We start from the raw sequence: 22689 nt of genomic DNA on the forward strand, positions 1-22689 counted from the left end.
GCGTGCTCAGGCGGCGTGGTGGGCGAGGGCGCGGCGGGTCGCGTCGCGGGCGAGCGCGTCGGCCTCCCGCAGCGCCTCCAGGGACACGGCGGGTGCGGCCGGCAGTGCTGCCAGCACTTCTTCGACCAGCGCGGGAATGGACAGGAAACCGATCCGGCCCTGAAGGAAGGCTGAAACCGCTTCCTCGTTGGCGGCGTTGAGCACGGCCGGCGCGGTGCCGCCGGCGCGCAGGGCGTCGAAGGCCAGCGCCAGGCAGGGGAAGGCCGTGGTGTCCGGTGGCTCGAAGTCCAGGCGGCCCTGGGCCAGCAGGTCCAGCCCGCCGACGCCGGATTCGATGCGCCGTGGCCAGCCCAGGCCGACCGCCAGCGCGGTGCGCATGTCCGGCAGGCCCAGCTGGGCCAGTGTGGAACCGTCGATGAACTCCACCAGCGAATGCACCAGGCTCTGCGGGTGGACCAGCACGTCGATGCGCGCCGCGGGCAGCCCGAACAGGTGGTGGGCCTCGATCACCTCCAGGCCCTTGTTCATCAGGGTGGCCGAGTCGACCGAGATCTTGGGGCCCATCGACCACTTCGGATGCGCGACGGCCTGGGCCGGCGTCACCGCGGCCAGCGAATCGCGGTCGCGGCCGCGGAACGGCCCACCGGACGCGGTCAGCACCAGCCGGCGCACGTCGCCGCAGCGGCCGTCGGCGGGCAGGCACTGGAAGATGGCGTTGTGCTCGCTGTCGATGGGGATGATGCGGGCGCCGTGGTCGCGGGCGGTGGCCATCACCAGTTCGCCGGCGAGCACCAGCGATTCCTTGTTGGCCAGCAGCAGGCGCTTGCCCGCGCGCGCAGCGGCCAGCGTCGAGTCGAGGCCTGCGGCGCCGACGATGGCGGCGACCACGGTGTCGCTGCCGCCGTCGCCCGCCAGCGCGGCGATCGCGTCCATGCCGGCGTGGGCGCGGGTGGCGAGGCCGGCTTCACGCAGGCCTTCGCGCAGGCGGGGCAGGGCGGCCTCGTCCGCGATCGCGGCGTCGTCCGGGCGGTGCCGGCGACAGAGCTCCAGCAAGGCCTCGACCTGGCGGCCGGCGGCCAGCACCGAGGCGCGCATGGCATCGGGATGGCGGGCGATGACGTCGAGCGCCGACGTACCGATCGAGCCCGTGGCGCCGAGGACGGCGACGCGCTGCATCAGAAGCCCAGCCAGATCTTGCCCAGCGCGAACACCGGAAGCGCCGCGAGCACGCTGTCGGCGCGGTCCATGATGCCGCCGTGGCCGGGGATCAGGTGGCCGGAGTCCTTCACGTCGACGTGGCGCTTGAGCAGGCTTTCGAACAGGTCGCCGACCACGGAAAACAGCACGGTCACCAGGCCGACCAGGGCCACCAGCGGCAGTTGGGCAGGCGGGGTGTCGAGGATCCACGCGCCCGCGACGGCCACCAGCACGCCCAGGGCCGTGCCGCCGACCAGTCCCGCGACGGTCTTGTTGGGGCTGATCCGCGGGGCCAGCTTGCGCTTGCCGAAGGCGCGGCCGGCGAAGTAGGCGCCGGTGTCGGTGCCCCAGACCACCATCAGCACCAGCAGCAGCCAGCCGGGGCCGTCGTTGTGCAGCAGGGCGAGCCCGCACCATGCGGGGACCACGGCGAAGGTGGCGGCCGCGAGCTTGAACACCCGCGCGTGGGTGTCGTGGTCGGAGGCGAAGTCGTAGTGAACCAGCCACAGCATGGCCAGCAGCCACCAGATCACGCCCAGCATCACCGCCAGCTTGAACAGCACCAGGGTCGCCGCCGTGCCGCCGGTGCCCCAGACAAGGACGACCATGAGCATCAGGTTGAGCACCAGCAGCGCACTGCGCGCCAGCGAGTCCTCGATCTCGGCCAGGGCGAACCATTCCCATAGCGCCCCCATGAACAGGATCGCGACCAGCAGCATCAGCCAGGGCGTGGGCAGGAGCAGCACCGCGGCGATGGCCAGCGGCGCCATCACCAGCGCGGCGAGGATTCGGGTACGGGTCATGGCGCCATGGTATCCGTCGCGGAGGCGGAGGCCACCTGCTCGCCGGTGAGGCCGAAGCGGCGCTCGCGGCTGGCGAAGTCGTCCAGCGCCTGCTGCAGGACGCCGGCGTCGAGGTCGGGCCAGAGGGTCTCGGTGAACCAGAGCTCGGTGTAGGCCAGCTGCCAGAGCAGGAAGTTGCTGATGCGCAGGTCGCCGCCGGTGCGGATGAAGAGGTCCGGCGGAGGCAGGTCGGCCAGGGCCACGCGGCCGGCCAGGGCGGCCTCGTCGATGTCCTCCGGGCGCAGGCGGCCTGCGGCGACCTCGACCGCGAGCGCGCGGGCGGCGGTGGCGATGTCCTGGCGGCCGCCGTAGCTGGCCGCGATCGACAGCGCCAGGCCGGTGTTGCCCGAGGTCAGGCCCTCGGCGGCGTCCATGCGCGCGATGATGCCGGCGTCGAAGCGGCTGCGGTCGCCGATGAAGCGCACGCGCACGCCGCGGCGGTGCAGCTCCACGACCTCGCGGTCCAGGGCGTTGAGGAACAGCTTCATCAGCGCCCCGACCTCGTCGGCCGGACGCCCCCAGTTCTCGCTGGAAAAGGCGAACAGGGTCAGCGCCCCGATGCCGCGCTCGAGGCAGAAGTCGATGCACAGGTTCACCGCGCGGGCACCGGCGCGGTGGCCGATCATGCGCGGCCGGCGGCGGCGCGCGGCCCAGCGGCCGTTGCCATCCATGATGATGGCGACGTGGCGCGGGGTGCGTGGTGCGGTGGCGGGCGGGGCGCTCATGCAGGCGCCATCAGACCGCCATCAGCTCCTGTTCCTTGGCCTTGACCACCTCGTCGACGTCCTTGATGGCGTCGTCGGTGACCTTCTGGATCTCGGTCTCCATGCGGCGCTCGTCGTCCTCGCTGATCGCCTTTTCCTTCAGCAGGTCCTTGGCCTGCTGGTTGGCGTCGCGGCGGATGTTGCGGATCGCGACCTTGGCCGACTCGCCTTCGGAATGCACCAGCTTGCTCAACTCGCGGCGGCGCTCTTCGGTGAGCGCGGGCAGGTTGATGCGGATGGTGGTGCCGGCGGTGTTGGGCGTCAGGCCCAGGTCGGAGGCCAGGATCGCCTTCTCGACCGCGGCGACCATCGGCTTCTCCCACGGCGTGATGGTGAGCGTGCGCGCGTCGCTGACGGTCACCGAGGCCACCTGGGTCAGCGGCATGTCGGAGCCGTAATAGTTGACCTTGAGGTGGTCGACCAGCGCGGTGGAGGCTCGACCGGTGCGCACCTTGGTCAGGTCGTGGCGCAGCGAGTCCACGCTCTTGGCCATGCGCGTCTGCGCGTCCTTCTTGATCTCGTTGAGCATCGGCTGCCGGCTCCAGTTCGCAATCGCGGGATTATAGGCGATGCGGGTGCCCGTGTTCGTGCCCATGGCCATCGCCATGGGCGTGGCCGCCGTGATCCGGGTCCATGCAGGCTCCATCACCCCGCTCCAGCTGCAGCGTGGCATGGTTGATGCCGAAGCGGTCGCGCAGCGCCTCGCCGGTGGCGTGGATGAAGGCGTCGTCGTCTTCGCCCGAGGGCCGCACCAGGTGGGCCGTGAGCGCCACGCCGCCCGCGCCCAGCGACCAGATGTGCAGGTGGTGCACCGAGGCCACGCCCGGCTGGCCGGCGATGAAGTCGCGGACCTCGGCGGCGTCGATGTCCGGCGGCACCGCGTCCATGGCCGCGTTGAAGCTGTCGCGCAGCAGGCCGATGGCACCCCAGGCGACCACCACGCCGACCAGCAGCGCGGTGGCCGGGTCCAGCCAGGCCCAGCCCCAGACCAGCATGCCCGCGCCCGCGACCACGGTGGCCAGCGAGATGGCGGCGTCGGCCATCAGGTGCAGGTAGGCGCCGCGCCGGTTGAGGTCGTGCGCATGGCCGCCGCTGAGCATCAGCGCGGTGCCCAGGTTGACCGCGATGCCGATCGAGGCGACCACGATGATGGTCATACCGGGCACCTCGGGCGGCGCCCACATCCGCCGCAGCGCCTCCCAGGCCAGCGCCCCGGACAGGCCCACCAGCAGCACCGCGTTGGCCAGCGGCGAGAGCAGGGTGGCGCGGCGCCAACCGTAGGTGTGGCGGTCGGTGGCCGGCCACTGCGCGATCACCGCCGCGCCCCAGGCCATGGCCAGGCCCAGCACGTCGCCCAGGTTGTGCAGGGCGTCGGACAGCAGGGCCAGCGAATTGGTCAGGAAGCCGTAGGCCGCCTCCACCACCGTGTAGCCGAGGTTGACCAGGGTGACGATGGCGAAGGTGCGGGTGGCGGTGCCCGGCGCCGGTGCGTGGTGGTGATCGTGGTGGCCGTGATGCGAGTGCATGCGTTCAGGCTGCCACTGGATGCGTCAGCCGCGGCCCTGGACCAGGGTGCCGATCGGCTCGCCCTTGAGGATGCGCAGCAGCTGGCCCGGCTGCTCCATGTCGAAGATGCGCAGCGGCAGGTCGCTGTCGCGGCACAGCGCGAAGGCGGCGGTGTCCATCACCTGCAGGTCGCGGCCGATCACTTCGTCGTAGGTCAGGCGGTCGAAGCGGACGGCGTCGGGGTTCTTCTTCGGGTCCGAGTCGTAGACGCCATCGACCTTGGTGGCCTTGAGCAGCAGGTCGGCGCCGATCTCGATCGCGCGCAGGGCGGCACCGGAGTCCGTGGTGAAGAAGGGATTGCCGGTGCCCGCGGCGAAGATGCCGATCCGGCCCTTCTCCAGGTGGCGGATCGCGCGCCGGCGGATGTAGTCCTCGCAGACGTCGTTGATCTTGATCGCGCTCATCACCCGGACCCGGGCGCCGAGCTTCTCCAGCGCGTCCTGCATGGCCAGCGCGTTGATGACGGTGGCGAGCATGCCCATCTGGTCGCCGGTGACCCGATCCATGCCGCCGGCGGCCAGGCCGGCGCCGCGGAAGATGTTGCCGCCCCCGATCACCACGCCGATCTCGGCGCCGGCGGCCTGGGCCTCGATGATCTCGGCGGCCAGGCGGTTGATGACCTTGGGGTCGATGCCGTAGTCCTCGTCGCCCATCAGCGCCTCGCCGGAGAGCTTGAGCAGGATGCGGCGGTAGGCGAGTTGCGACATGGGGTGGGGCTCCGGCGGAAAGCGGCGTGAATTCTAGCGGAAAAGCGAAGGGCCGCGGTTTGATCCGCGGCCCTTCGTGTTTTTCGCGGGGTTGCCCCCATCGGCCCTTCAGGCACCTTCCCCGCGCTGCGGGGAAGGGCAGGGAATCAGGCCAGGCCGGCCTGCTTCATCACTTCGGCGGCGTAGTCTTCCACCACCTTCTCGATGCCTTCGCCCACGGCCAGGCGCTCGAAGCGCACGACGTCGGCACCGGCGGCCTTCAGCACCTGCTCGACCGACTTGTCGGTGTCGAGCACGTACGGCTGGCCGTACAGGGTGACCTCGTTGACGATCTTGGCGACCTTGCCGCTGATGATCTTCTCGAGGATCTCGGCCGGCTTGGCGCGGTCCTTGTCGCTCATCTTCGCCAGCTCGATTTCCTTCTCCTTGGCGAGGAAGTCGGCCGGGACGTCGGAGGCCTTGTTGTGCGGCGGGTTCATCGCCGCCACGTGCATGGCCAGGCCGCGGGCGAGCTCGGCGTCGCCGCCCTTGAGCTCGACCAGCACGCCGATGCGGCCGCCGTGGACGTAGCCGGCAACGGTGTCGTCGCTCTGCAGGGCGATCATGCGGCGGACCTGGACGTTCTCGCCGACCTTGGCGATCAGCGCGGCGCGGGCTTCCTCGACGGTCTGGCCGCCGACGTCAGCGCCCTTCAGGGCCTCGACATCGTCGACGCCGACGGCGGCCTTGGCCACGGCCTCGCAGAAGGCCAGGAAGTTCTCGTCCTTGCCGACGAAGTCGGTTTCGCAGTTGATCTCGACGATGGCGGCGCGGTTGCCGTCCTGGGCGAAGGCGACGCGGCCCTCGGCGGTGACGCGGTCGGCCTTCTTGTCGGCCTTGGCCAGGCCGGACTTGCGCAGCGCCTCGGCGGCGGCGTCGATGTTGCCGCCGGCCTCGGTGAGCGCCTTCTTGCACTCCATCATGCCGGCGCCGGTGCGCTCGCGCAGTTCCTTGACCAGGGAAGCGGTGATTTCCATTGGGGACCTCGGGATCTGTGGGTGTTCAAAGTTCGCGGCCGCGCATGGTGGCGCGGCCGCGTGTCAGGGCTGCGACGCCGGCGGCCCTATTCGGCGGCCGGGGCCTCGTCCTGGGTCGCTTCGGGCTTGGCCTCGGCGACCTCGGCCTTCTTGCGGGCCGGGGCGCGGCGCGGCTTGTCGCCTTCGGCGGCCTCGGAGAACTCCTCCTCGCGCACGGTCGCGGCGCTCGGCGCGGCGGCCTTGCCCTCGAGCACGGCGTCGGCGGCGGCACGGGCGTAGAGCTGCACGGCGCGGATGGCGTCGTCGTTGCCCGGGATCGGGTAGTCGACCAGGGCCGGGTCGTAGTTGGTGTCGACCACGGCGATCACCGGGATGCCGAGCTTCTTGGCTTCCTTGATGGCGATGTCTTCATGGCCGATGTCGATCACGAACAGGGCGTCGGGCAGGCGGTTCATCTCCTTGATGCCGCCCAGCGAGGCTTCCAGCTTCTCGCGCTCGCGGCGCAGGCCCAGCACTTCGTGCTTGACCAGCTTTTCGAAGCTGCCGTCGGTCTCGCCGGCTTCCAGGGTCTTCAGGCGCGAGACCGAGCCCTTGACGGTGCGGAAGTTGGTCAGGGTGCCGCCCAGCCAGCGCTGGGTCATGTACGGCATGCCGCAACGCTCGGCCTCTTCCTTGATCGCCTCGCGCGCGCTGCGCTTGGTGCCGACGAACAGGATCATGCCGCGCTTCTGGGCGATGCCCGAGATGAAGTTCATCGCGTCCGAGAACAGCGGGACCGTCTTCTCGAGGTTGATGATGTGGATCTTGCCGCGGGCGCCGAAGATGTACGGCGACATCTTGGGATTCCAGTAGCGCGTCTGGTGGCCGAAGTGGACGCCGGCTTCCAGCATCTGGCGCATGGTGATCTGGGGCATTGATGTGACTCCTGGTGTGGAACCCGGCCGCCGGGAAAGGGTAGGGGCGGCTTGCCCGCGCGAGGCGGGCGATGGATTCCGGGGTTGGGCCTCCCTGCCGCTTCCGTCTCCGAATCCGGCGTGGCGGGGGCCTGGCGGCCCCTGTCGCGCTGGACACCCCGGGACGGGCTGTTGCGGCAGGTGTGTATTCGACGGTGACGCCCGTCGTGGGCGGTCCGGGGGCCGGAATCGGCCAACCGAACCCGCGAATTCTAGCTCGCAGGCCAGTTCCGGGCAAGAACCGGGCCCGGAGGCCACCGGATCGGCGATAATGGCCGCCATGATCACGCCCAAGACCCCCGAACAGATCGAGAAGATGCGCATCGCCGGCCGCCTGGCCGCCGAGGTCCTGCAGGTCGTCGCCCCGCACGTGAAGCCGGGCGTCAGCACCGAGGAGCTCGACCGCATCTGCCACGAGCACATCGTCAACGTGCAGCAGGCCACGCCGGCCAACGTCGGCTACAAGGGCTATCCCAAGGCCACCTGCATCTCGGTCAACAACGTCATCTGCCACGGCATCCCGAACGAGGCCAAGATCCTGAAGGACGGCGACATCGTCAATATCGACGTCACCGTCATCAAGGACGGCTGGCACGGCGACACCAGTCGCATGTACTTCGCCGGCACGCCGTCGGTGATGGCGAAGCGTCTGGTGGAAGTGACCCGCGAGGCCATGTTCCGCGGAATCCGCGCGGTGAAGCCGGGCGCGACGCTCGGCGACGTGGGCCATGCCATCCAGAGCTATGCCGAAGCCGAGCGTTTCAGCGTGGTGCGCGAGTACTGCGGCCACGGCATCGGCCGCGTGTACCACGAGGAGCCGCAGGTGCTGCACTACGGCCGCCCGGGCGAGGGCCTGGTGCTGGAGGAGGGCATGACCTTCACCATCGAGCCGATGATCAACGAGGGCACGCGCCACACTCGCCTGCTGCCCGACGGCTGGACCGTGGTCACCAAGGACCGCAAGCTTTCGGCGCAGTGGGAGCACATGATCGCGGTGACCGCCGACGGCGCTGACGTCCTTACGCGCGTGCCCGGCGACGACAACGACAGCTACCTCTGACGTGGACGCGGCCGCGCCCCCCGACGCGCCCGGCCGCAGCGACGACGCCGGCGATGCCGGCGACGCGGCCTGGGTGCAGGCTAGCCGGGACGCATTGGCCGCGGCGGACGCGGCGCTGGCCGCACGCTTCGACCGCGGCGAGGACGCCGGCCGGCTGGCCGTGGAGCGCGCGCGCGCGGTGGACGCGATGGTCGCCGGCGCCTGGCGGCGCTGTTTCCCGCAGCCGGCGGGGCTGGCCCTGTTCGCGGTCGGCGGCTACGGCCGCGGCGAGCTGTTCCCGCACTCCGACATCGACCTGCTGGTGCTGTCCGATGAAGATCCCGGCATGGCGGCGGGTTCCGCGCTGTCGCGCCTGTTCGCCCTGCTCTGGGACTGCGGCCTGCCGGTCAGCCATTCGGTGCGCAGCGCGGCGCAGTGCACGGAGGTTGCTGCCGAGGACCTGACGGTGATGACGGCGCTGCTCGATGCGCGCCCGATCGCGGCCGATGATGTCGCGCGCGCGGCGCTGGCGCGCGCGATCGCGCCCGATCGCGCCTGGCCTGCGCGCGACTTCTTCCTGGCCAAGGCGAAGGAGCAGGAGCAGCGGCACGCGCGCTTCGGCGACACCTCCGACAACCTCGAGCCGAATCTGAAGGACGGCCCCGGCGGCCTGCGCGACCTGCAGACCCTGGGCTGGATGGCGCGCCGCGCCTTCGGCACCCATGAACTCGATCCGCTGGTGGCCCTGGGCCACGTCGGCGCCGATGAGGCGGCGGCCCTGGAGCGCGAGCGCCTGGCCCTGGCACGGCTGCGCTACGGCCTGCATCTGGTGGCGGGCCGCGGCGAGGACCGCCTCCGCTTCGACCACCAGAAGCCCCTGGCCGAGCGCCTGGGCTATGCCGACGACGCCCGCAACCTCGGCGTCGAGCAGATGATGCAGGGCTTTTACCGCAGCGCGGCGGTGGTGCGCCGCATCGGCGACCGCCTGCAGCAGCGCTTCGAGGAGCATTTCGACGGCGCCGCGGTGCCGGAACCGGTCGACGAACGCTTCGAACTGCGTCGCGGCTACCTGGCCGCGCGCGACCACGGCTGGCCGCATGGCGACGTGGGCGAGGTGTTCTCGCTGTTCGCCGCCTGGGCGCAGCTGGGCGAGCTGCGCGGCCTGCACACGCACACCGCGCGCGCCCTGGCCGAAGCGCTGGATGCGCTTTCGCCATACACCGCGGCCGGCGACGCGCAGCGCGCCGCCTTCCTCGACCTGCTGCGCGGGCCCTCGCCGGTGCGCAGCCTGGAGCGCATGGCACGGCTGGGCGTGCTCGGGCGCTGGATCCCGGCCTTTGCGCAGGTGTCGGGGCGGATGCAGTTCGACCTGTTCCACGTCTACACCGTCGACCAGCACACGCTGGCGGTGCTGCGCAACCTGGCCTCGTTCGCGACCGGCGAGCCCGACGAGCGCTTTTCGCGCACGCACGAAGTCTGGCCGGGGCTGCGAAAGCCGGAGCTGCTGCTGCTGGCCGGCCTGTTCCACGACATCGCCAAGGGCCGTGGCGGCGACCATTCCGAACTCGGCGCGGTCGACGCGCGAGCCTTCTGCGAGGCCCACGGCCTGGGCGAGGCCGACACCGCCCTGGTCGAGTGGCTGGTGCTGCGCCACCTGCTGATGTCGGTGACCGCGCAGAAGCAGGACATCGCCGATCCGGCGGTGATCCACCGCTTTGCCACCGAGGTCGCCGACCGCGAGCGCCTGGACTATCTGTACCTGCTGACCTGCGCCGACATCGCCGGCACCTCGCCCAAGCTCTGGAACGCGTGGAAGGACCGGCTGCTGGCCGACCTGCGCGATGCCACCCGGCTGGCGCTGCGCCGCGGGCTGGAACATCCGGTGGCCGCCGCCGAGCGCATTGCCGAAGCTCGCTTCGCGGTGGCGGCGATGCTGGCCGGCGAAGGCATCGATGCCGCCGCCACCGAGGTCCTGCTGGACCGGTTCCCGGCCGCCAGTTTCCTGCGTGCCCGCCCGGAGCAGGTCGCATGGCAGGCCCGGGCCCTGCACGAGGCCACCGGCGAGGATCCGGAGCGGATGGTGGTCAAGGTGCGCCTGGTCGCGCCCGGCAGCGCGGCGATGGAGGTGTTCGTCCACGGCCCCGACCGCGACGGCCTGTTCGCGGCGATCGTGGTGACGCTGGACCGGCTGGGGCTGGCGATCCAGCAGGCGCGCGTGCTCGACGGCCCCGGCGGCGCGGTATTCGACAGCTTCCAGGTGCTGCCCGGTGACAGCCGCGCCGACTGCGACCCGCAGGTGGTGGCGCGCAAGCTGGCCGCGGTGCTCGCCGGGCCGCTGGATCGCGTGCGCCCGGCGCAGCGCACGCAGCCGCGGCACTTGCGCCATTTTCGCATCGTGCCCCAGGTCGGTTTCGACACCAGCGGCGACGGCACCGCCACGGTGCTGAGCCTGGTGAGCACCGACCGGCCCGGCCTGCTGGCCGACGTCGCACACGTGCTGCGCAGCGAGGGCCTGCGCGTGCACGACGCGCGCATCGCGACCTTCGGCGCCCGTGCCGAGGACGTGTTCCGGGTGACCGGTGAAGACAAGCAACCGCTCGGCGAGGCGGCGTGCGCGAGGCTGCGCGACGCCCTGCTGGCAAGGATCGATGGAGAAGCACAACGATGAGTACCGGCAAGAAGGTGGCGGCGAAGAAGGTTGTCGCGAAGAAGGCGGCCACGAAGAAGACCGCCGCCACAAAAGGGGGGGCGAAGAAGGCGCCAGCGAAGAAGGCCGCGGTGACGAAGGTGGCCGCGAAGAACGTTTCCGCGGTGAAGCCTGCGACGAAGCTGGCGAAGAAGCCCGCGGTGAAGCTGCCGGCCTCTCCGAAGCCGGCGGATGCCGACCGCGAACTCGCCTTCATGATCGACAGCGCCTGGGAGCGCCGTTCGATGCTGACGCCGGAGGAGATCGAAGGCTCCACCCGGCCCCTGGTCGAGCAGGCGATCGAGGGCCTGGAGGCCGGCCGCCTGCGCGTGGCCGAGCCCGATGGCGCCGGCGGCTGGATCGTCAACGAATGGTTGAAGAAGGCGGTGCTGCTGTACTTCCGCGTGCAGGAGATGGAGGCCGGCGAGCAGTATCCGGCGCCGTACTGGGACAAGATCCCGATGCGCTTCGCCGACTTCGACGAAGCCGCCTTCCGCAAGCTCGGCGCGCGCGTGCTTCCGGGCGCGATCGCACGCCGCGGCGCCTACATCGGCCGTGACGTGGTGCTGATGCCGTCGTTCGTGAACATCGGCGCGTGGATCGGCGAGGGCACCATGGTCGATACCTGGGCCACGGTCGGCTCCTGCGCCCAGGTCGGCAGGCACTGCCACATCTCCGGCGGCGCCGGCATCGGCGGCGTGCTGGAGCCGCTGCAGGCCGCGCCGACGATCATCGAGGACCACTGTTTCATCGGCGCGCGCTCGGAAGTGGTGGAGGGCGTGATCGTCGGCCACCACAGCGTGATCGGCATGGGTGTGTTCCTGGGGCAGTCCACGCGCATCTACAACCGCATGACCGGCGAGACCAGCTACGGCGTGGTGCCCCCGGGCAGCGTGGTGGTGGCGGGTTCGCTGCCGGCCGCGGACGGCTCGCATTCGCTCTATTGCGCGGTGATCGTGAAGCAGGTCGACGCGAAGACGCGTGCCAAGACCTCGGTCAACGACCTGCTGCGCGGCCACGCGCTCTGAGCCGGGAGGAAGGCCGATGACGACCACGCTCTATGGACTGAAGAACTGCGACACCTGCAAGAAGGCGCGGAAGTGGCTCGACCGCTTCGGCGTCGAACACGCCTTCGTCGACTACCGCGACGACAAGCCCTCGCCGGAAACGCTGGTGGAATGGGCCGGGAAGCTCGGCGGCTTCGAGGCCATGGTCAACAAGTCCTCGACCACCTGGCGCCAGCTGCCCGACCACCGCAAGGCCGCGGGTTCGGACGCGGAATGGAAGCTGCTGCTGCGCGAGTACCCGCAGCTGGTCCGCCGCCCGCTGGTGGTGACCGGCGACGGCGGCGTGAGCCAGGGCTTCAGCGACAACGGCTTCAAGCAGCGCTTCGGGATCGGGGGATGAGCGAGGTGCTGGCGCTGGCCGGCGAGCTGATCGCGCGGCCTTCGGTGACGCCGGAGGATGCCGGCTGCCAGGCGCTGCTGGCCGCGCGGCTCGGGCGCGCGGGCTTCCGCTGCGAGCAGCTGCGCTTCGGCGAGGTCGACAACCTCTGGGCCACGCACGGCGAAGGCGGCCCGGTGCTGGTGCTGCTCGGCCACACCGACGTGGTGCCGCCGGGCCCGCGCGAGGCCTGGGCCAGCGACCCCTTCGTGCCGGAAATCCGCGACGGCGTGCTGTACGGCCGCGGCGCCGCCGACATGAAGGGCAGCGTGGCCGCCTTCGTCGTCGCCCTGGAGCGCTTCGTGGCCGCGCATCCCGCGCATCCAGGCACGGTGGCCCTGCTGCTGACCTCGGACGAGGAGGGCGACGCCATCGACGGCGTGCGCCGCGTGGCCGAAGAGTTCCGCCGCCGCGGCCAGGGCATCGACTGGTGCATCACCGGCGAGCCTTCGTCCACCGCGCGGCTGGGCGACCTGCTGCGCGTCGGGCGCCGGGGTTCGCTGACGGCCGCGCTCACCGTGCGCGGGGTGCAGGGCCACGTCGCCTACCCGGAGAAGGCGCGCAATCCCGTGCACCAGGCGCTGCCGGCGCTGGCCGAACTTGCGGCGCGGCGCTGGGACGAGGGCTACGAGACGTTCCCGCCGACGAGCCTGCAGATCAGCAACGTCGGCGCAGGCGCCGGCGCGAGCAATGTCATCCCCGGCGAGCTGCGGGTGGGCTTCAACCTCCGCTACAACCCGCACTGGGATGCGCCGCGGCTGGAGTCGGAGATCGAGGCGATGCTGGCACGGCACGGCCTGGACTTCGAACTGCGCTGGCACCGCAGCGGCGAGCCGTTCTTCACGCCTGAAGGTCCGCTGCGCGCCGCGGCGCGGGCAGTGCTTGCAAACGTGGCGGGTGAGCCGCCCGAGGAGAGCACCGGCGGCGGTACCTCGGATGCGCGCTTCATCGCGCCCCTGGGAGCGCAATGCATCGAGGTCGGCCCGGTGAACGCGAGCATCCACAAGGTGGATGAACATGTGTCCGTCGCCGACCTCGAGGCGCTGCCGGAGGTTTACCTGGCGCTGATGGAAAGGCTGCTGATGGGTTAGGCGGCGGAGTCGGGGGGCGCAGCTTTTTCGCTCCGGTCACCACCGAAGTGGGTCACGGGGGCAATCCCGCGCAAACCCCTTCCTTGCGACCCCCCGGGTCTCCCTGCTACGTTCGCCACATGCACCGCCACTCCACCTCCGCCAACGCCCGCAACGACCGCGCCAACAACCGCGGCTCGAACAATCGCGCGCGCCCGGCGTGGGCGGGAGGCTAGGCGGCGGCAACCGCGATACCCCCCGAAACCCGCGCCCGGCGCGGGTTTCGCTTTTTCCGCGCAGGGAGCATCCATCGCCGGCCGTCCGGCACAAGGAGCCCCATCATGTGTTCGATCCTCGGGATCTTCGACCTCCGCCGCGGCGCCGATGTCTCGGTGCTGCGTCCCCTCGCACTGTCGCTGTCCGCGCTGCAGCGCCACCGCGGCCCCGATTGGAGCGGCGTGCACGCCGATGCCAACGCGCTGCTGGTGCACGAGCGCCTGGCCATCGTCGATCCGCTGGGCGGTGCGCAGCCGCTGCGCTCGGCCGATGGCCAGCTGGTGCTGGCGGTCAACGGCGAGATCTACAACCACCGCGAGCTGGAGGACGCGACCGGCGATGGCTATGACTTCCAGAGCGGCTCCGACTGCGAGGTGATCAATGCGCTCTACGCCGCAACGATGGACGGCGTGGAGGGCCGTCGACGGGCTGCCTGCGAGGACATCGGCGCATGGCTGTCGCGCCTCAACGGCATCTTCGCCTTCGCCCTGTGGGATCGCGACCGCGGCCGAGCGATCATCGCCCGCGACCCGATCGGCGTCTGCCCGCTGTACTGGGGTCATGACGGCGATGGCCGGCTGTGGGTGGCTTCCGAGATGAAGGCGCTGGCCCGCAGCTGCGCCGACGTCGAGGTCTTCCCGCCGGGGCACTGGTACGACACCGCCACCGGCGAACTTCGCCGCTACTACGAGCGTCCCTGGCGCGAGCGCGGGGCCACGCTGGGCCGCCGCGTCGAACCGGCGGCGCTGCGCGAGGCCTTCGAAGCCGCCGTGCACCGGCAGATGATGGCCGACGTGCCCTATGGCGTCCTGCTTTCCGGCGGCCTCGATTCCTCGCTGGTCGCAGCCTGCGCCGCGCGTTTCGCACGTCGCCGCATCGAGGACGACGATGCCTCCGAAGCCTGGTGGCCGCGCCTGCACTCCTTCGCCATCGGCCTGGAGGGCTCGCCCGACCTGGCCGCGGCCGAGGTCGCGGCGAAAGCGCTGGGCACGGTGCACCACGGCTTCACCTACACGCTGGAGGAGGGCATCGACGCCCTGCCGGAGGTGATCCGCCACATCGAAAGCTTCGACGTCACCACCGTGCGCGCGTCGACGCCGATGTACCTGCTGGCGCGCCGGATCAAGGCCATGGGCGTGAAGATGGTGCTGTCCGGCGAGGGCAGCGACGAGGTCTTCGGCGGCTACCTCTACTTCCATCGCGCGCCCGACGCCGACGCCTTCCACGAGGAAACCGTGCGCAAGTTGGACGCCCTGCACCAGTACGACTGCCTGCGCGCCAACAAGTCGATGATGGCCTGGGGCGTGGAGGCGCGCGTTCCGTTCCTGGACCTGGAATTCCTGGAGCTGGCGATGGGCATGGACGCGGAGGCGAAGATGGTCGCGCCGCGCCCTAACGGCCGCCCGCCGATCGAGAAGGCGGTGCTGCGCGAGGCCTTCGAAGGCGTGCTGCCGGCGTCGATCCTGTGGCGGCAGAAGGAACAGTTCAGCGACGGCGTCGGCTATGGCTGGATCGATGCGCTGAAGGCGCGGGCCGCGGAGGTCGTGGGCGATGCCGCCTTCGCCGATGCCGCGAAGCGTTTTCCGCACGACCCGCCGGTCACGCGCGAGGCCTACTGGTACCGCAGCCTGTTCGAAGCCGCGTTCCCGGGCCAAGCCTGCGCGCGGACGGTGCCGGGCGGGCCGTCGATCGCCTGTTCGTCGCCGGCGGCGATCGCCTGGGACGCGGCCTTCGCGGCTGCGGCCGATCCTTCCGGGCGGGCGGTGGCCGGGGTGCACGCGGCGGCGCTATAGCGCCTTGCGTCGCGATGTTGCCGCGGTCGCTGCGCGGAATGCACCAGCAGGCTGCCGCCCTCGGGCACCGCCACGATGCGGTCGCCCTCGACGCTGGTGACCGGCGCGGGGCCCGGAACGCAGACGGCCACCGCGGGCGGTGGCCGTCGTCGGATCGGCGATGGTGGCTCAGTCCTTGCCGCGGCCCTTGCCGTTGTTGCCATTGTTGCCGCGGCCCTTGTTGCCGTTGCCACTGTTGCCGCGATCATTGTTGCCGCTGTTCCCACGGCCGCTGTTGCCATTGTTGCCACGGTTGTTGCCGCCGTTGCCGTTGCCCTTGTGGCCATGGTCGCGACCGGGGCTGTGGCGCGACCAGTCGACCCGCACCGGGCGATCGATCACCACGGTCTGGCCCCAGCGGCCATAGGTGTCGACCTGGCCGCGCTTGAGGGCGTGGAAGGCCGCGGACCCGGGCTTGATGCCCATGCGCTGCGCCACCGCGCCCCAGCCCTGGCCCGGGTTGCGATCGTATTCGTGCACGACGTCCAGGCAGGGCACCCCGAGTGCATGCGCGATGGCACAGGCGTAATAGACATCGCCAGGCGCCCAGCCACGGCGGTCGAGCAGGTCGACCAGCAAGGGGCGCGGGGCACCGTAGTAGCCGTGCATCTCGTCGATGAACGGATCGCGGTAGCGTCGGCCATAGTCGTTGATCTCGCCCAGGCGCGCGTCGACCCAGACGTCGCCGGTGCGGACGTTGTAGCCGACGGTCTGCGCCGCGGCGGCCGTCGCCGCGCTTGCAAGGCCGATGCCGAGCGCAAGCGCCAGGATGTCGAGTCTGCGGATCGCCATGGTGGGCTCCTTCGAGTGGTCGGGACGATGCGGAACACTTTCCGCATGCGTGATGAATCCGCGGTGATCGTCCTTGACGGCCGCCCTCAGCGCCTCTCCAGCACGAGGGAATGGCGTGCCGGGCCGGGCAGGAACGGCGACGGCCGTCCCGACACCCAGTCCTCGTGCCCGGCGCCCCAGAACGGCGACAGCGGGTGTCCGCTCTGGCCCCCGGGCTGGTGGATGATGCCCTCGGCTTCACGGCCCGGTGCGACCACCATGCGCTGCGAGGCGCCCATCGCCGGTGCCTGCACGCGTGGCATGTGGCTGTCGCCGGGCAGCGGGTCGGCCGGCATGCACAGCGCTTGGCGCAATGGTCCCGGCAGGGCCTGGGCCAGCGGATGGCAGATGCGTGCGGTGTTGGCCTCGCCCCAGCTGCGCTCGGCCAGCGGCCCGGCCGGCGCGAGCTCGTCGCGCACGGCGGCCGCGGCCTGCTCGAACAGCGCGTCCCAATCCGCGTAGTGCGACGGCAGCAGGTGCGGCGGACGCTGCATCACCAGCGGCCAGGCCACACCCTCCAGCTGGGGCAGCGCCGGCATCTCGAACGCATCGCCAAGGGCGGCGCGCGCGGGCCCCAGCAGTCCGAGGGCGATGCGCTCGTTGACCGCGAGGCGCCAGGCCCGCACCAGCCGGTAGCCGGTGGAGTCGACCGATGCGCGTCCATCCCAGTCGGCGCTGGCATCGGCCAGTGCCCGGAGGGCGGGGGCGTCCTGCGCGCGCGCGCGCTCGAGCAGCAGCACGTGCCAGCGCTCGAGGAACAGGGCGCGGTCATCGAGCTGGATGGCCAGCAGGTCGCGTTCGTCGAAACGCTCGCGCGCCCTCAGCGCGTCGCGGATCTGCGCGCCGCGCGCGCCCAGGGCATAGCCGCCGTCGCCGATGGCCGCCAGCGCCGGGCCGCCGACCACGCGCGCGTTCGCGGTCCAGATGCGGTCCGCGGTGGGCGAGGCGACGGTGGGGCCGCGGCGGGTGCTCATCGTCCAGGGCGGGCACGCGGCCGCCGCAGCGCCTTCCATCGGCGCGGTGGCGTCGCAGGCCTCGGCGCGCTGTGGCATCGGCCCGACCAGGCGCCAGGCGATGCGGCCGTTGCGGTCGCCGATCACCAGGTTCTGGTTGGGCAAGGCGATCCCGCGCGCCAGCACCAGGGCGCGCTCCACGTCGGGCATCCGCGCCATGCCGGTGAGGCCGAGGTTGATCGCGCCGGGCAGGTGTGCGGTCCAGCGCAGGCTGAGCACGCGGCCGTCGTCGCTGCGGTGGAGCACCGGCCCCCAGTCCGATTCCTCGATGTCGAGGGCCACGGGTTCGCCGCCGGCGACCTCGATCGTCTCGCGGTGGCGCACGAGGTGGACGCAGTCTTCGTCATCGCCATCGCCGTCCACGGCCGGCTGCGCGGCATCGCCCGCGCAGGGCGTCTCCAGCTTCCAGTCCAGGTAGTCGCCGTAGCTGTTGGTGAAGCCCCAGGCGACGTGGCCGTTGCTGCCGACGACCACCGCCGGGAGGCCGGGCAAGGTGAAGCCGGAGACGTCGACGCGGCCGCCGGGCGCGCGCTCGTCCGCGTAGGCCAGGCGCGCGCGGAACCAGATTCCCGGCGCGCGCAGGCCCAGGTGCATGTCGTCGGCGACCAGGGCGGCGCCATGCGCGGTGAGCGCGCCGGCGACGGCGAAGTTGTTGCTGCCCGGCGCTTCGGGTTCGAGTGCGGCGGCAATCGCGGCCCGACGGCCTGCGTCGATGGCGCCAGCCCCAGGGATTGAAGCCTGCCCGGGACTGTGGGTTTCCGCCGCATCGACATCGGGCGACGGCAGCAGGCGCAGGTCGAGCGCGTCCGCTCCCGGCAGTACGGCATCGCCCACCGCTGCGCCCACCAGCGGTGAATCCCAGCTCGATCCCGCGTGCGCGAGCAGCGCATACAGCGTTTCGGGCAGGTGCGGACGCGCCTTCCACAGCGCCAGTTCGCGCGCGTTGCCGGCGTCCTGCAGGTCGAAGTACATGGCGTGGCCGACCAGCACCGAGTCTTCCGGGCGCCAGGGTTCGGGCGTGGTGCGCAGCAGCAGGTAGGGCCAGGGGCGCGCGCGGAGGGCTTCGCGGCCCGCGTTGGCGCCATCGGCATAGGCCTGGAGCAGGGTGCGCTCGGCTTCGGGCGCGGCGGTCACCTCGGCTGCGGCACGGGTACGCATGCGATGCAGACGCTGCCGGCGGTCGGTGTCGAGCGCGATCGGGCCGAACAGTGCGGCCAGCTCGCCCGCCGCCGAGCGCCGCATCAGGTCCATCTCGAACCAGCGCTCCTGCGCGTGCACATAGCCCAGCGCACGCATCGCGTCGATCTCGTCCGCGGCCTCGATGCCGACCACGCCCAGCGCATCGCGGGAGACGCTGGCAGGTGCGGACAGCCCCGTCAGCGGGGCGTTGCCGTCAAGCCGCGGCAGGCTCCCGCGCAGCGCCCACCACGCGGCCAGGGCCAGCAGCGCGGCGATCACTCCAAGCAGCAGCGCGATGCGCAGGATCCAGCGGACCATCGGTCATCCTCTCCCCGGCGGACGCCCCATGATGCGGGCTTATTCGATCGAAAGCGCGTCCACCTTCTGCCAGCCGCGCGGCAGCAGGCCGCCGCGGCTGCCACGCGCGCCGAGGTAGGCTTCGAGGTCGCGCCAGGACAGCGTCATCGTGCGCGCGCCCGAATGCACCAGCAGGCTGCCGCCCGCCGGTACCGCGGCCACCGCGACCACGCGCTCGGTACCGCGCTTGGCCTTGGGGATCTCGATGATCTTGTTGCCCTTGCCGCGGTCGAGCTCGGGCAGCTCGGACACCGGGAAGGCCAGCAGGTGGCCGGCGCTGGTCACCGCCACGATGCGGTCGCCCTCGACGCTGGCGACCGGTGCGGGCTGCAGCACGCGCGCACCTTCGGGCAGGGTGAGCATGGCCTTGCCGGCCTTCTGCCGACCGACCAGGTTCTCGAAGCGGGTGACGAAGCCGTAGCCGGCCGAGGACGCCAGCGTGAAGCGCGCGTCGGCCTCGCCGCTGGCCATGGCCACGAACGAGGTGCCGGCCGCCGGCGAGAAGCGCGCGGTCAGCGGCTCGCCGTTGCCGCGCGCCGAAGGCAGGCCGTGGGCCAGCGTGGAATAGGCGCGGCCGCTGGAATCCAGGAAGGCCACCTGCTGCGTGCTGCGCCCGCGCACCGCCGCCAGCAGGCCGTCGCCCTCGCGGTAGGACAGGGTCGAGGCATCGACGTCATGGCCCTTGGCCGCGCGCACCCAGCCCTTCTGGCTGAGCACCACGGTGACCGGCTCGCTGGCGACCAGGTCGGTCTCGGCCAGGGCCTGCGCCGCGTCGCGGGCGACCAGGGGCGAGCGGCGCTCGTCGCCGAATTTCTTCGCGTCCGCCAGCAGTTCGTCCTTGATCAGCTTGCGCAGCTTCGCCTTGCTGCCCAGCGTGGCGATCAGCTGGTCGCGCTCGCGGTCGAGCTCGTCCTGCTCGCCGCGGATCTTCATTTCCTCCAGTCGCGCCAGCTGGCGCAGCCGGGTCTCGAGGATGTAGTCGACCTGGTCGTCGCTGAGTTCGAAGCGCGCCTGCAGCACCGCGCGCGGCTCGTCCTCGGTGCGGATGATGCGGATCACCTCGTCCAGGTTGAGGAAGGCCACCAGCAGGCCCTCCAGCAGGTGCAGGCGGCGCTCGACCTTGTCCAGGCGGTGCTGCAGGCGGCGGGTGACCGTGTCGGAGCGGAACGACAGCCACTCCAGCAGCAGGCTGCGCAGGTCCTTGACCTGCGGCCGGCCGTCGCGGCCGATGATGTTGAGGTTGACCCGGTAGCTCTTCTCAAGGTCCGTGGTCGCGAACAGGTGGCCCATCAGCTGGTCCACGTCGATGCGGTTGGAGCGCGGGATCAGCACCACGCGCACCGGGTTGGCGTGGTCGGACTCGTCGCGGATGTCCTCCAGCCAGGGCAGTTTCTTGGCGCGCATCTGCGCCGCGATCTGCTCGATCACCTTGCCCGGGCTGACCTGGTAGGGCAGCGCGGTGACCACGATGTTCTGGCCTTCCTTCACGAAGGTGGCGCGGGCGCGCACGCTGCCGTGGCCGGTCTCGTACATGGCGCGCAGGTCGGCGGCCGGGGTGATGATCTCGGCCGCGGTCGGGTAGTCGGGCCCGCGCACGTGCTCGCACAGGTCGGCAACGGTCGCCTCGGGGTCGTCGAGCAGGCGCACGCAGGCGCTGACCACTTCGTTGAGGTTGTGCGGCGGCACGTCGGTGGCCATGCCCACGGCGATGCCGGTGGTGCCGTTGAGCAGCAGGTGCGGCAGGCGCGCGGGCAGCCAGGTCGGTTCTTCGAGCGTGCCGTCGAAGTTGGGGGTCCAGTCGACCGTGCCGTGTCCGAGCTCGCCCAGCAGCACCTCGGCGATCGGGGTCAGCTTCGACTCGGTATAGCGCATGGCCGCGAACGACTTCGGGTCGTCGGTGGAGCCGAAGTTGCCCTGGCCCTCGATCAGCGGGTAGCGGTAGCTGAAGGGCTGGGCCATCAGCACCAGGGCCTCGTAGCAGGCGCTGTCGCCGTGGGGATGGAACTTGCCGATCACGTCGCCGACCGTGCGCGCCGACTTCTTGGGCTTGGCCGAGGCGTTGAGCCCGAGCTCGCTCATCGCGTAGATGATCCGCCGCTGCACCGGCTTCAGGCCGTCGCCGATGAAGGGCAGGGCGCGGTCGAGCACCACGTACATCGAGTAATCGAGGTAGGCGCGCTCGGCGTATTCGCGCAGGGGAATCTGTTCGAAACCGTGGAAGACGGGGCGTACGGGGTCGTTCATCGGGACTGCAGTGGCATCGGGACGGGTGATTCTACCGGGCGCGCGGAGGTTGCCGCCCCCGCGGCACCGGAGTCAGTCGATGCCGACGATGTCGTGGATGCCGGTGTCCTCGATCCGGCCCACGGCGTTGACCGCCGCGAGCACGTCGCTGCGTGCCAGCAGCGACGCCCGGGCCTCGCGCAGCGGCACGCGGCCGGCCAGTGGCTCCGAACCCAGGTAGTCCTGGCACCAGGCGAGCGCTTCCGCGCGGCGATCGGGATCGTCCAGCAGTTCCGCCAGCCAGTTCGCGGCCTCGTCCTCGTGGCCGGCGAGGAGCAGGGCCTCAAGGTGCAGGATCGTTCCCTCGTCGCGGCCATCGCGGATCCGCTGCAGCCAGATGGCCGCGTCGTCGTCGCGGCCCATCTGCCGGTAGGCCCGCAGGCGCACCATCGACTGCACGAGGAGGCCATAGCCGCTCATGCCGTCGACGCGGGCGATGGCGGCCAGGGCCTGTTCGGGGCGCTCCATGTCCACAAGCAGGGTCCCGAGGTTCAGCGTCTGGCTGACGTTGGCCTGGCCGGACTCGTCCATCGCGGCGGCGGCAGTCAGCGCGGCCAGGGCCTCGTCGGTTCGCGACAGGCGCCGCAGCGCAATGGCGCGCTGGTTGGCCATCCAGTGCAGGTCGTCGGTGTCGTCGAAGCGTCCCGGATCGGCCAGTGCCTGCTCGGCCAGCGCAAGCGCCTCGCCGGGGCGTCCCGCGACGAGCAGCGAATAGGCCAGTTCGCGCTGCAGGGCCAGCGACGACGGGGATCCGGCGGCCCGGCCACGGAGCGTGTCGACCTCGGCCGCGGCCGCCTTCCGGGGCTCGTAGCGGGGATCGTCGCGCTTGATCAGCGCATCGAAGCGCCGGTCGCTGCGCAGCCAGGTGATGACGGTTGCCGAAGTGACGCCGGCCAGCGCGGCGCGGGCGCCGTCGTGGTCGCCGCGGTCGGCGCGCATCAGCGCCAGCCGGGCCCACGCATGGTCCGGTTCGATGCCATCTACGGTCCAGTCGGCTGCATACAGGGCCTCCAGGAGTTCCAGGGTCTGCGGCGAGGTGACGCCCAGCCTGTGCAGCAGTGGATTGACCAGCTCCGTGCGCAGGTGCCCCACGAGCGCGGGCCAGGTGGACGCCAGGTGGGCCAGCGCCCGGGCGGCGGTCTCGTCCTGGCCCTGGTCCGCGGCCAGCTGTCCCAGCAGGAACCAGGCATCGGGGTCGTTGCCCTCGGCATCGACGGCGGCCTGCGCAAGCCTGTGCGCACGAGGCATGTCCCTGGCTTCGGTGGCCAGCCATGCCGCGCGCAGCAGGTAGGCCGAACGTTCGTTGGCCTCCAGCGCCCCGAAGTCGGCGTGCGATGCCACCGCCTCCATCGCGATCGCCGAGGTGCCGGGGTCGCCGCGTTCGAAGATCGCTTCGGCCGCGCGGACCGCTTTGCGCAGTTCGGGAGTGAGGGGCGACGCGTTCTTGTTCGCATCGGCGGGGAAGGCCAGGACCCCGGCCATCACGAGGGCGGCGATCCATGCGGTGCGCAGTGCGCGCATTTCGGGCTCCGGGGCAGTCGGGTCGTGGCAGGGAAGGGAAGCCTAGCCGCAGCGGCGTCGGTTCCGCCATGCCCGGTACTCACGCGGGCTTGCCGATCCGGTGGACGAGAATGC

The 22689-nt window shown here is 71.3% G+C and carries 18 protein-coding genes; 6 read left to right on the plus strand and 12 right to left on the minus strand.

Going from position 1 to position 22689, the window contains the following annotated elements; genetic code table 11:
- Nucleotides 1–6: 6 nt before the first annotated feature.
- The 8 genes from E2170_RS05860 to rpsB all read right to left on the minus strand — a co-directional run bounded on the left by E2170_RS05860 (nucleotide 7) and on the right by rpsB (nucleotide 7006).
- Nucleotides 7–1176: a 1-deoxy-D-xylulose-5-phosphate reductoisomerase gene (locus E2170_RS05860; protein WP_165942170.1), complete on the minus strand. Its 1170-nt coding sequence runs from the start codon at nucleotides 1174–1176 to the stop codon at nucleotides 7–9.
- A complete protein-coding gene (locus tag E2170_RS05865) occupies nucleotides 1176–2000 on the minus strand; it encodes a phosphatidate cytidylyltransferase (RefSeq protein ID WP_132999651.1) in 825 nt (274 codons plus the stop codon). Before E2170_RS05865 ends, E2170_RS05860 begins: the two co-directional genes overlap by 1 nt.
- Nucleotides 1997–2764 (minus strand): polyprenyl diphosphate synthase, encoded by a 768-nt coding sequence (uppS, locus tag E2170_RS05870; protein ID WP_132999652.1) that lies wholly within the window; start codon nucleotides 2762–2764, stop codon nucleotides 1997–1999. The genes E2170_RS05865 and uppS overlap by 4 nt, the downstream gene beginning before the upstream one ends.
- A 10-nt stretch (nucleotides 2765–2774) precedes the next feature.
- Nucleotides 2775–3332, minus strand: a complete 558-nt coding sequence (frr, locus tag E2170_RS05875) for a ribosome recycling factor (protein ID WP_133000042.1) — start codon at nucleotides 3330–3332, stop codon at nucleotides 2775–2777.
- Nucleotides 3333–3363: 31 nt separating this feature from the next.
- Complete coding sequence (locus E2170_RS05880) at nucleotides 3364–4329, minus strand: cation diffusion facilitator family transporter (RefSeq protein ID WP_132999653.1); 966 nt, start codon at nucleotides 4327–4329, stop codon at nucleotides 3364–3366.
- Between the two features lie 24 nt (nucleotides 4330–4353).
- Nucleotides 4354–5076 carry a UMP kinase gene (gene pyrH / locus E2170_RS05885; RefSeq protein ID WP_132999654.1) on the minus strand — a complete coding sequence of 241 codons (723 nt, stop codon included), beginning with the start codon at nucleotides 5074–5076 and terminating at the stop codon, nucleotides 4354–4356.
- 146 nt (nucleotides 5077–5222) lie between these two features.
- Entirely contained in the window at nucleotides 5223–6092 is an 870-nt protein-coding gene (tsf, locus tag E2170_RS05890) for a translation elongation factor Ts (RefSeq protein WP_132999655.1), read from the minus strand.
- A gap of 86 nt (nucleotides 6093–6178) precedes the next feature.
- Nucleotides 6179–7006, minus strand: a complete 828-nt coding sequence (gene rpsB, locus E2170_RS05895) for a 30S ribosomal protein S2 (protein ID WP_132999656.1) — start codon at nucleotides 7004–7006, stop codon at nucleotides 6179–6181.
- Nucleotides 7007–7316: 310 nt separating this feature from the next.
- Between rpsB and map the strand changes: the two genes are divergently transcribed.
- From map to asnB, 6 genes are all read left to right on the plus strand, one after another.
- Nucleotides 7317–8105, plus strand: a complete 789-nt coding sequence (gene map, locus E2170_RS05900; RefSeq protein WP_132999657.1) for a type I methionyl aminopeptidase — start codon at nucleotides 7317–7319, stop codon at nucleotides 8103–8105.
- Between the two features lies 1 nt (nucleotide 8106).
- Nucleotides 8107–10752, plus strand: coding sequence for a [protein-PII] uridylyltransferase (gene glnD / locus E2170_RS05905; RefSeq protein ID WP_165942171.1), 2646 nt, complete (start codon nucleotides 8107–8109; stop codon nucleotides 10750–10752).
- Nucleotides 10749–11798: a 2,3,4,5-tetrahydropyridine-2,6-dicarboxylate N-succinyltransferase gene (dapD, locus tag E2170_RS05910; RefSeq protein ID WP_132999658.1), complete on the plus strand. Its 1050-nt coding sequence runs from the start codon at nucleotides 10749–10751 to the stop codon at nucleotides 11796–11798. Before glnD ends, dapD begins: the two co-directional genes overlap by 4 nt.
- A gap of 16 nt (nucleotides 11799–11814) precedes the next feature.
- Complete coding sequence (locus tag E2170_RS05915) at nucleotides 11815–12177, plus strand: arsenate reductase (protein WP_132999659.1); 363 nt, start codon at nucleotides 11815–11817, stop codon at nucleotides 12175–12177.
- Nucleotides 12174–13304: a succinyl-diaminopimelate desuccinylase gene (dapE, locus tag E2170_RS05920; protein ID WP_132999660.1), complete on the plus strand. Its 1131-nt coding sequence runs from the start codon at nucleotides 12174–12176 to the stop codon at nucleotides 13302–13304. The genes E2170_RS05915 and dapE overlap by 4 nt, the downstream gene beginning before the upstream one ends.
- Nucleotides 13305–13624: 320 nt before the next feature.
- The gene (gene asnB / locus E2170_RS05925; protein ID WP_132999661.1) at nucleotides 13625–15352 is read left to right on the plus strand and encodes an asparagine synthase B; all 1728 of its coding nucleotides are present in this window, start codon (nucleotides 13625–13627) and stop codon (nucleotides 15350–15352) included.
- A gap of 168 nt (nucleotides 15353–15520) precedes the next feature.
- Here asnB and E2170_RS13795 read toward each other — a convergent pair whose 3' ends face one another.
- The 4 genes from E2170_RS13795 to E2170_RS05945 all read right to left on the minus strand — a co-directional run bounded on the left by E2170_RS13795 (nucleotide 15521) and on the right by E2170_RS05945 (nucleotide 22575).
- Complete coding sequence (locus E2170_RS13795; RefSeq protein WP_165942112.1) at nucleotides 15521–16183, minus strand: hypothetical protein; 663 nt, start codon at nucleotides 16181–16183, stop codon at nucleotides 15521–15523.
- Between the two features lie 86 nt (nucleotides 16184–16269).
- Nucleotides 16270–18732, minus strand: a complete 2463-nt coding sequence (locus E2170_RS05935) for a penicillin acylase family protein (RefSeq protein WP_207914922.1) — start codon at nucleotides 18730–18732, stop codon at nucleotides 16270–16272.
- Between the two features lie 39 nt (nucleotides 18733–18771).
- Entirely contained in the window at nucleotides 18772–21015 is a 2244-nt protein-coding gene (parC, locus tag E2170_RS05940; protein WP_132999662.1) for a DNA topoisomerase IV subunit A, read from the minus strand.
- A 72-nt stretch (nucleotides 21016–21087) separates the two neighbouring features.
- The gene (locus E2170_RS05945) at nucleotides 21088–22575 is read right to left on the minus strand and encodes a tetratricopeptide repeat protein (protein ID WP_132999663.1); all 1488 of its coding nucleotides are present in this window, start codon (nucleotides 22573–22575) and stop codon (nucleotides 21088–21090) included.
- Nucleotides 22576–22689: the final 114 nt, after the last annotated feature.

This window comes from Luteimonas arsenica (assembly GCF_004352825.1).
Taxonomy (GTDB): domain Bacteria; phylum Pseudomonadota; class Gammaproteobacteria; order Xanthomonadales; family Xanthomonadaceae; genus Luteimonas; species Luteimonas arsenica.

Excerpts from the sequence above, each read along its gene's own strand:
- rpsB (WP_132999656.1), bottom strand. The coding sequence starts at position 7,006 with ATGCCCCAGATCACCATGCGCCAGATGCTGGAAGCCGGCGTCCACTTC.
- E2170_RS13795 (WP_165942112.1), bottom strand. The coding sequence starts at position 16,183 with ATGGCGATCCGCAGACTCGACATCCTGGCGCTTGCGCTCGGCATCGGC.
- E2170_RS05860 (WP_165942170.1), bottom strand. The coding sequence starts at position 1,176 with ATGCAGCGCGTCGCCGTCCTCGGCGCCACGGGCTCGATCGGTACGTCG.
- E2170_RS05915 (WP_132999659.1), top strand. The coding sequence starts at position 11,815 with ATGACGACCACGCTCTATGGACTGAAGAACTGCGACACCTGCAAGAAG.
- E2170_RS05865 (WP_132999651.1), bottom strand. The coding sequence starts at position 2,000 with ATGACCCGTACCCGAATCCTCGCCGCGCTGGTGATGGCGCCGCTGGCC.
- dapE (WP_132999660.1), top strand. The coding sequence starts at position 12,174 with ATGAGCGAGGTGCTGGCGCTGGCCGGCGAGCTGATCGCGCGGCCTTCG.
- tsf (WP_132999655.1), bottom strand. The coding sequence starts at position 6,092 with ATGGAAATCACCGCTTCCCTGGTCAAGGAACTGCGCGAGCGCACCGGC.
- uppS (WP_132999652.1), bottom strand. The coding sequence starts at position 2,764 with ATGAGCGCCCCGCCCGCCACCGCACCACGCACCCCGCGCCACGTCGCC.
- asnB (WP_132999661.1), top strand. The coding sequence starts at position 13,625 with ATGTGTTCGATCCTCGGGATCTTCGACCTCCGCCGCGGCGCCGATGTC.
- parC (WP_132999662.1), bottom strand. The coding sequence starts at position 21,015 with ATGAACGACCCCGTACGCCCCGTCTTCCACGGTTTCGAACAGATTCCC.
- E2170_RS05935 (WP_207914922.1), bottom strand. The coding sequence starts at position 18,732 with ATGGTCCGCTGGATCCTGCGCATCGCGCTGCTGCTTGGAGTGATCGCC.
- pyrH (WP_132999654.1), bottom strand. The coding sequence starts at position 5,076 with ATGTCGCAACTCGCCTACCGCCGCATCCTGCTCAAGCTCTCCGGCGAG.
- frr (WP_133000042.1), bottom strand. The coding sequence starts at position 3,332 with ATGCTCAACGAGATCAAGAAGGACGCGCAGACGCGCATGGCCAAGAGC.
- map (WP_132999657.1), top strand. The coding sequence starts at position 7,317 with ATGGCCGCCATGATCACGCCCAAGACCCCCGAACAGATCGAGAAGATG.
- dapD (WP_132999658.1), top strand. The coding sequence starts at position 10,749 with ATGAGTACCGGCAAGAAGGTGGCGGCGAAGAAGGTTGTCGCGAAGAAG.
- E2170_RS05945 (WP_132999663.1), bottom strand. The coding sequence starts at position 22,575 with ATGCGCGCACTGCGCACCGCATGGATCGCCGCCCTCGTGATGGCCGGG.
- E2170_RS05880 (WP_132999653.1), bottom strand. The coding sequence starts at position 4,329 with ATGCACTCGCATCACGGCCACCACGATCACCACCACGCACCGGCGCCG.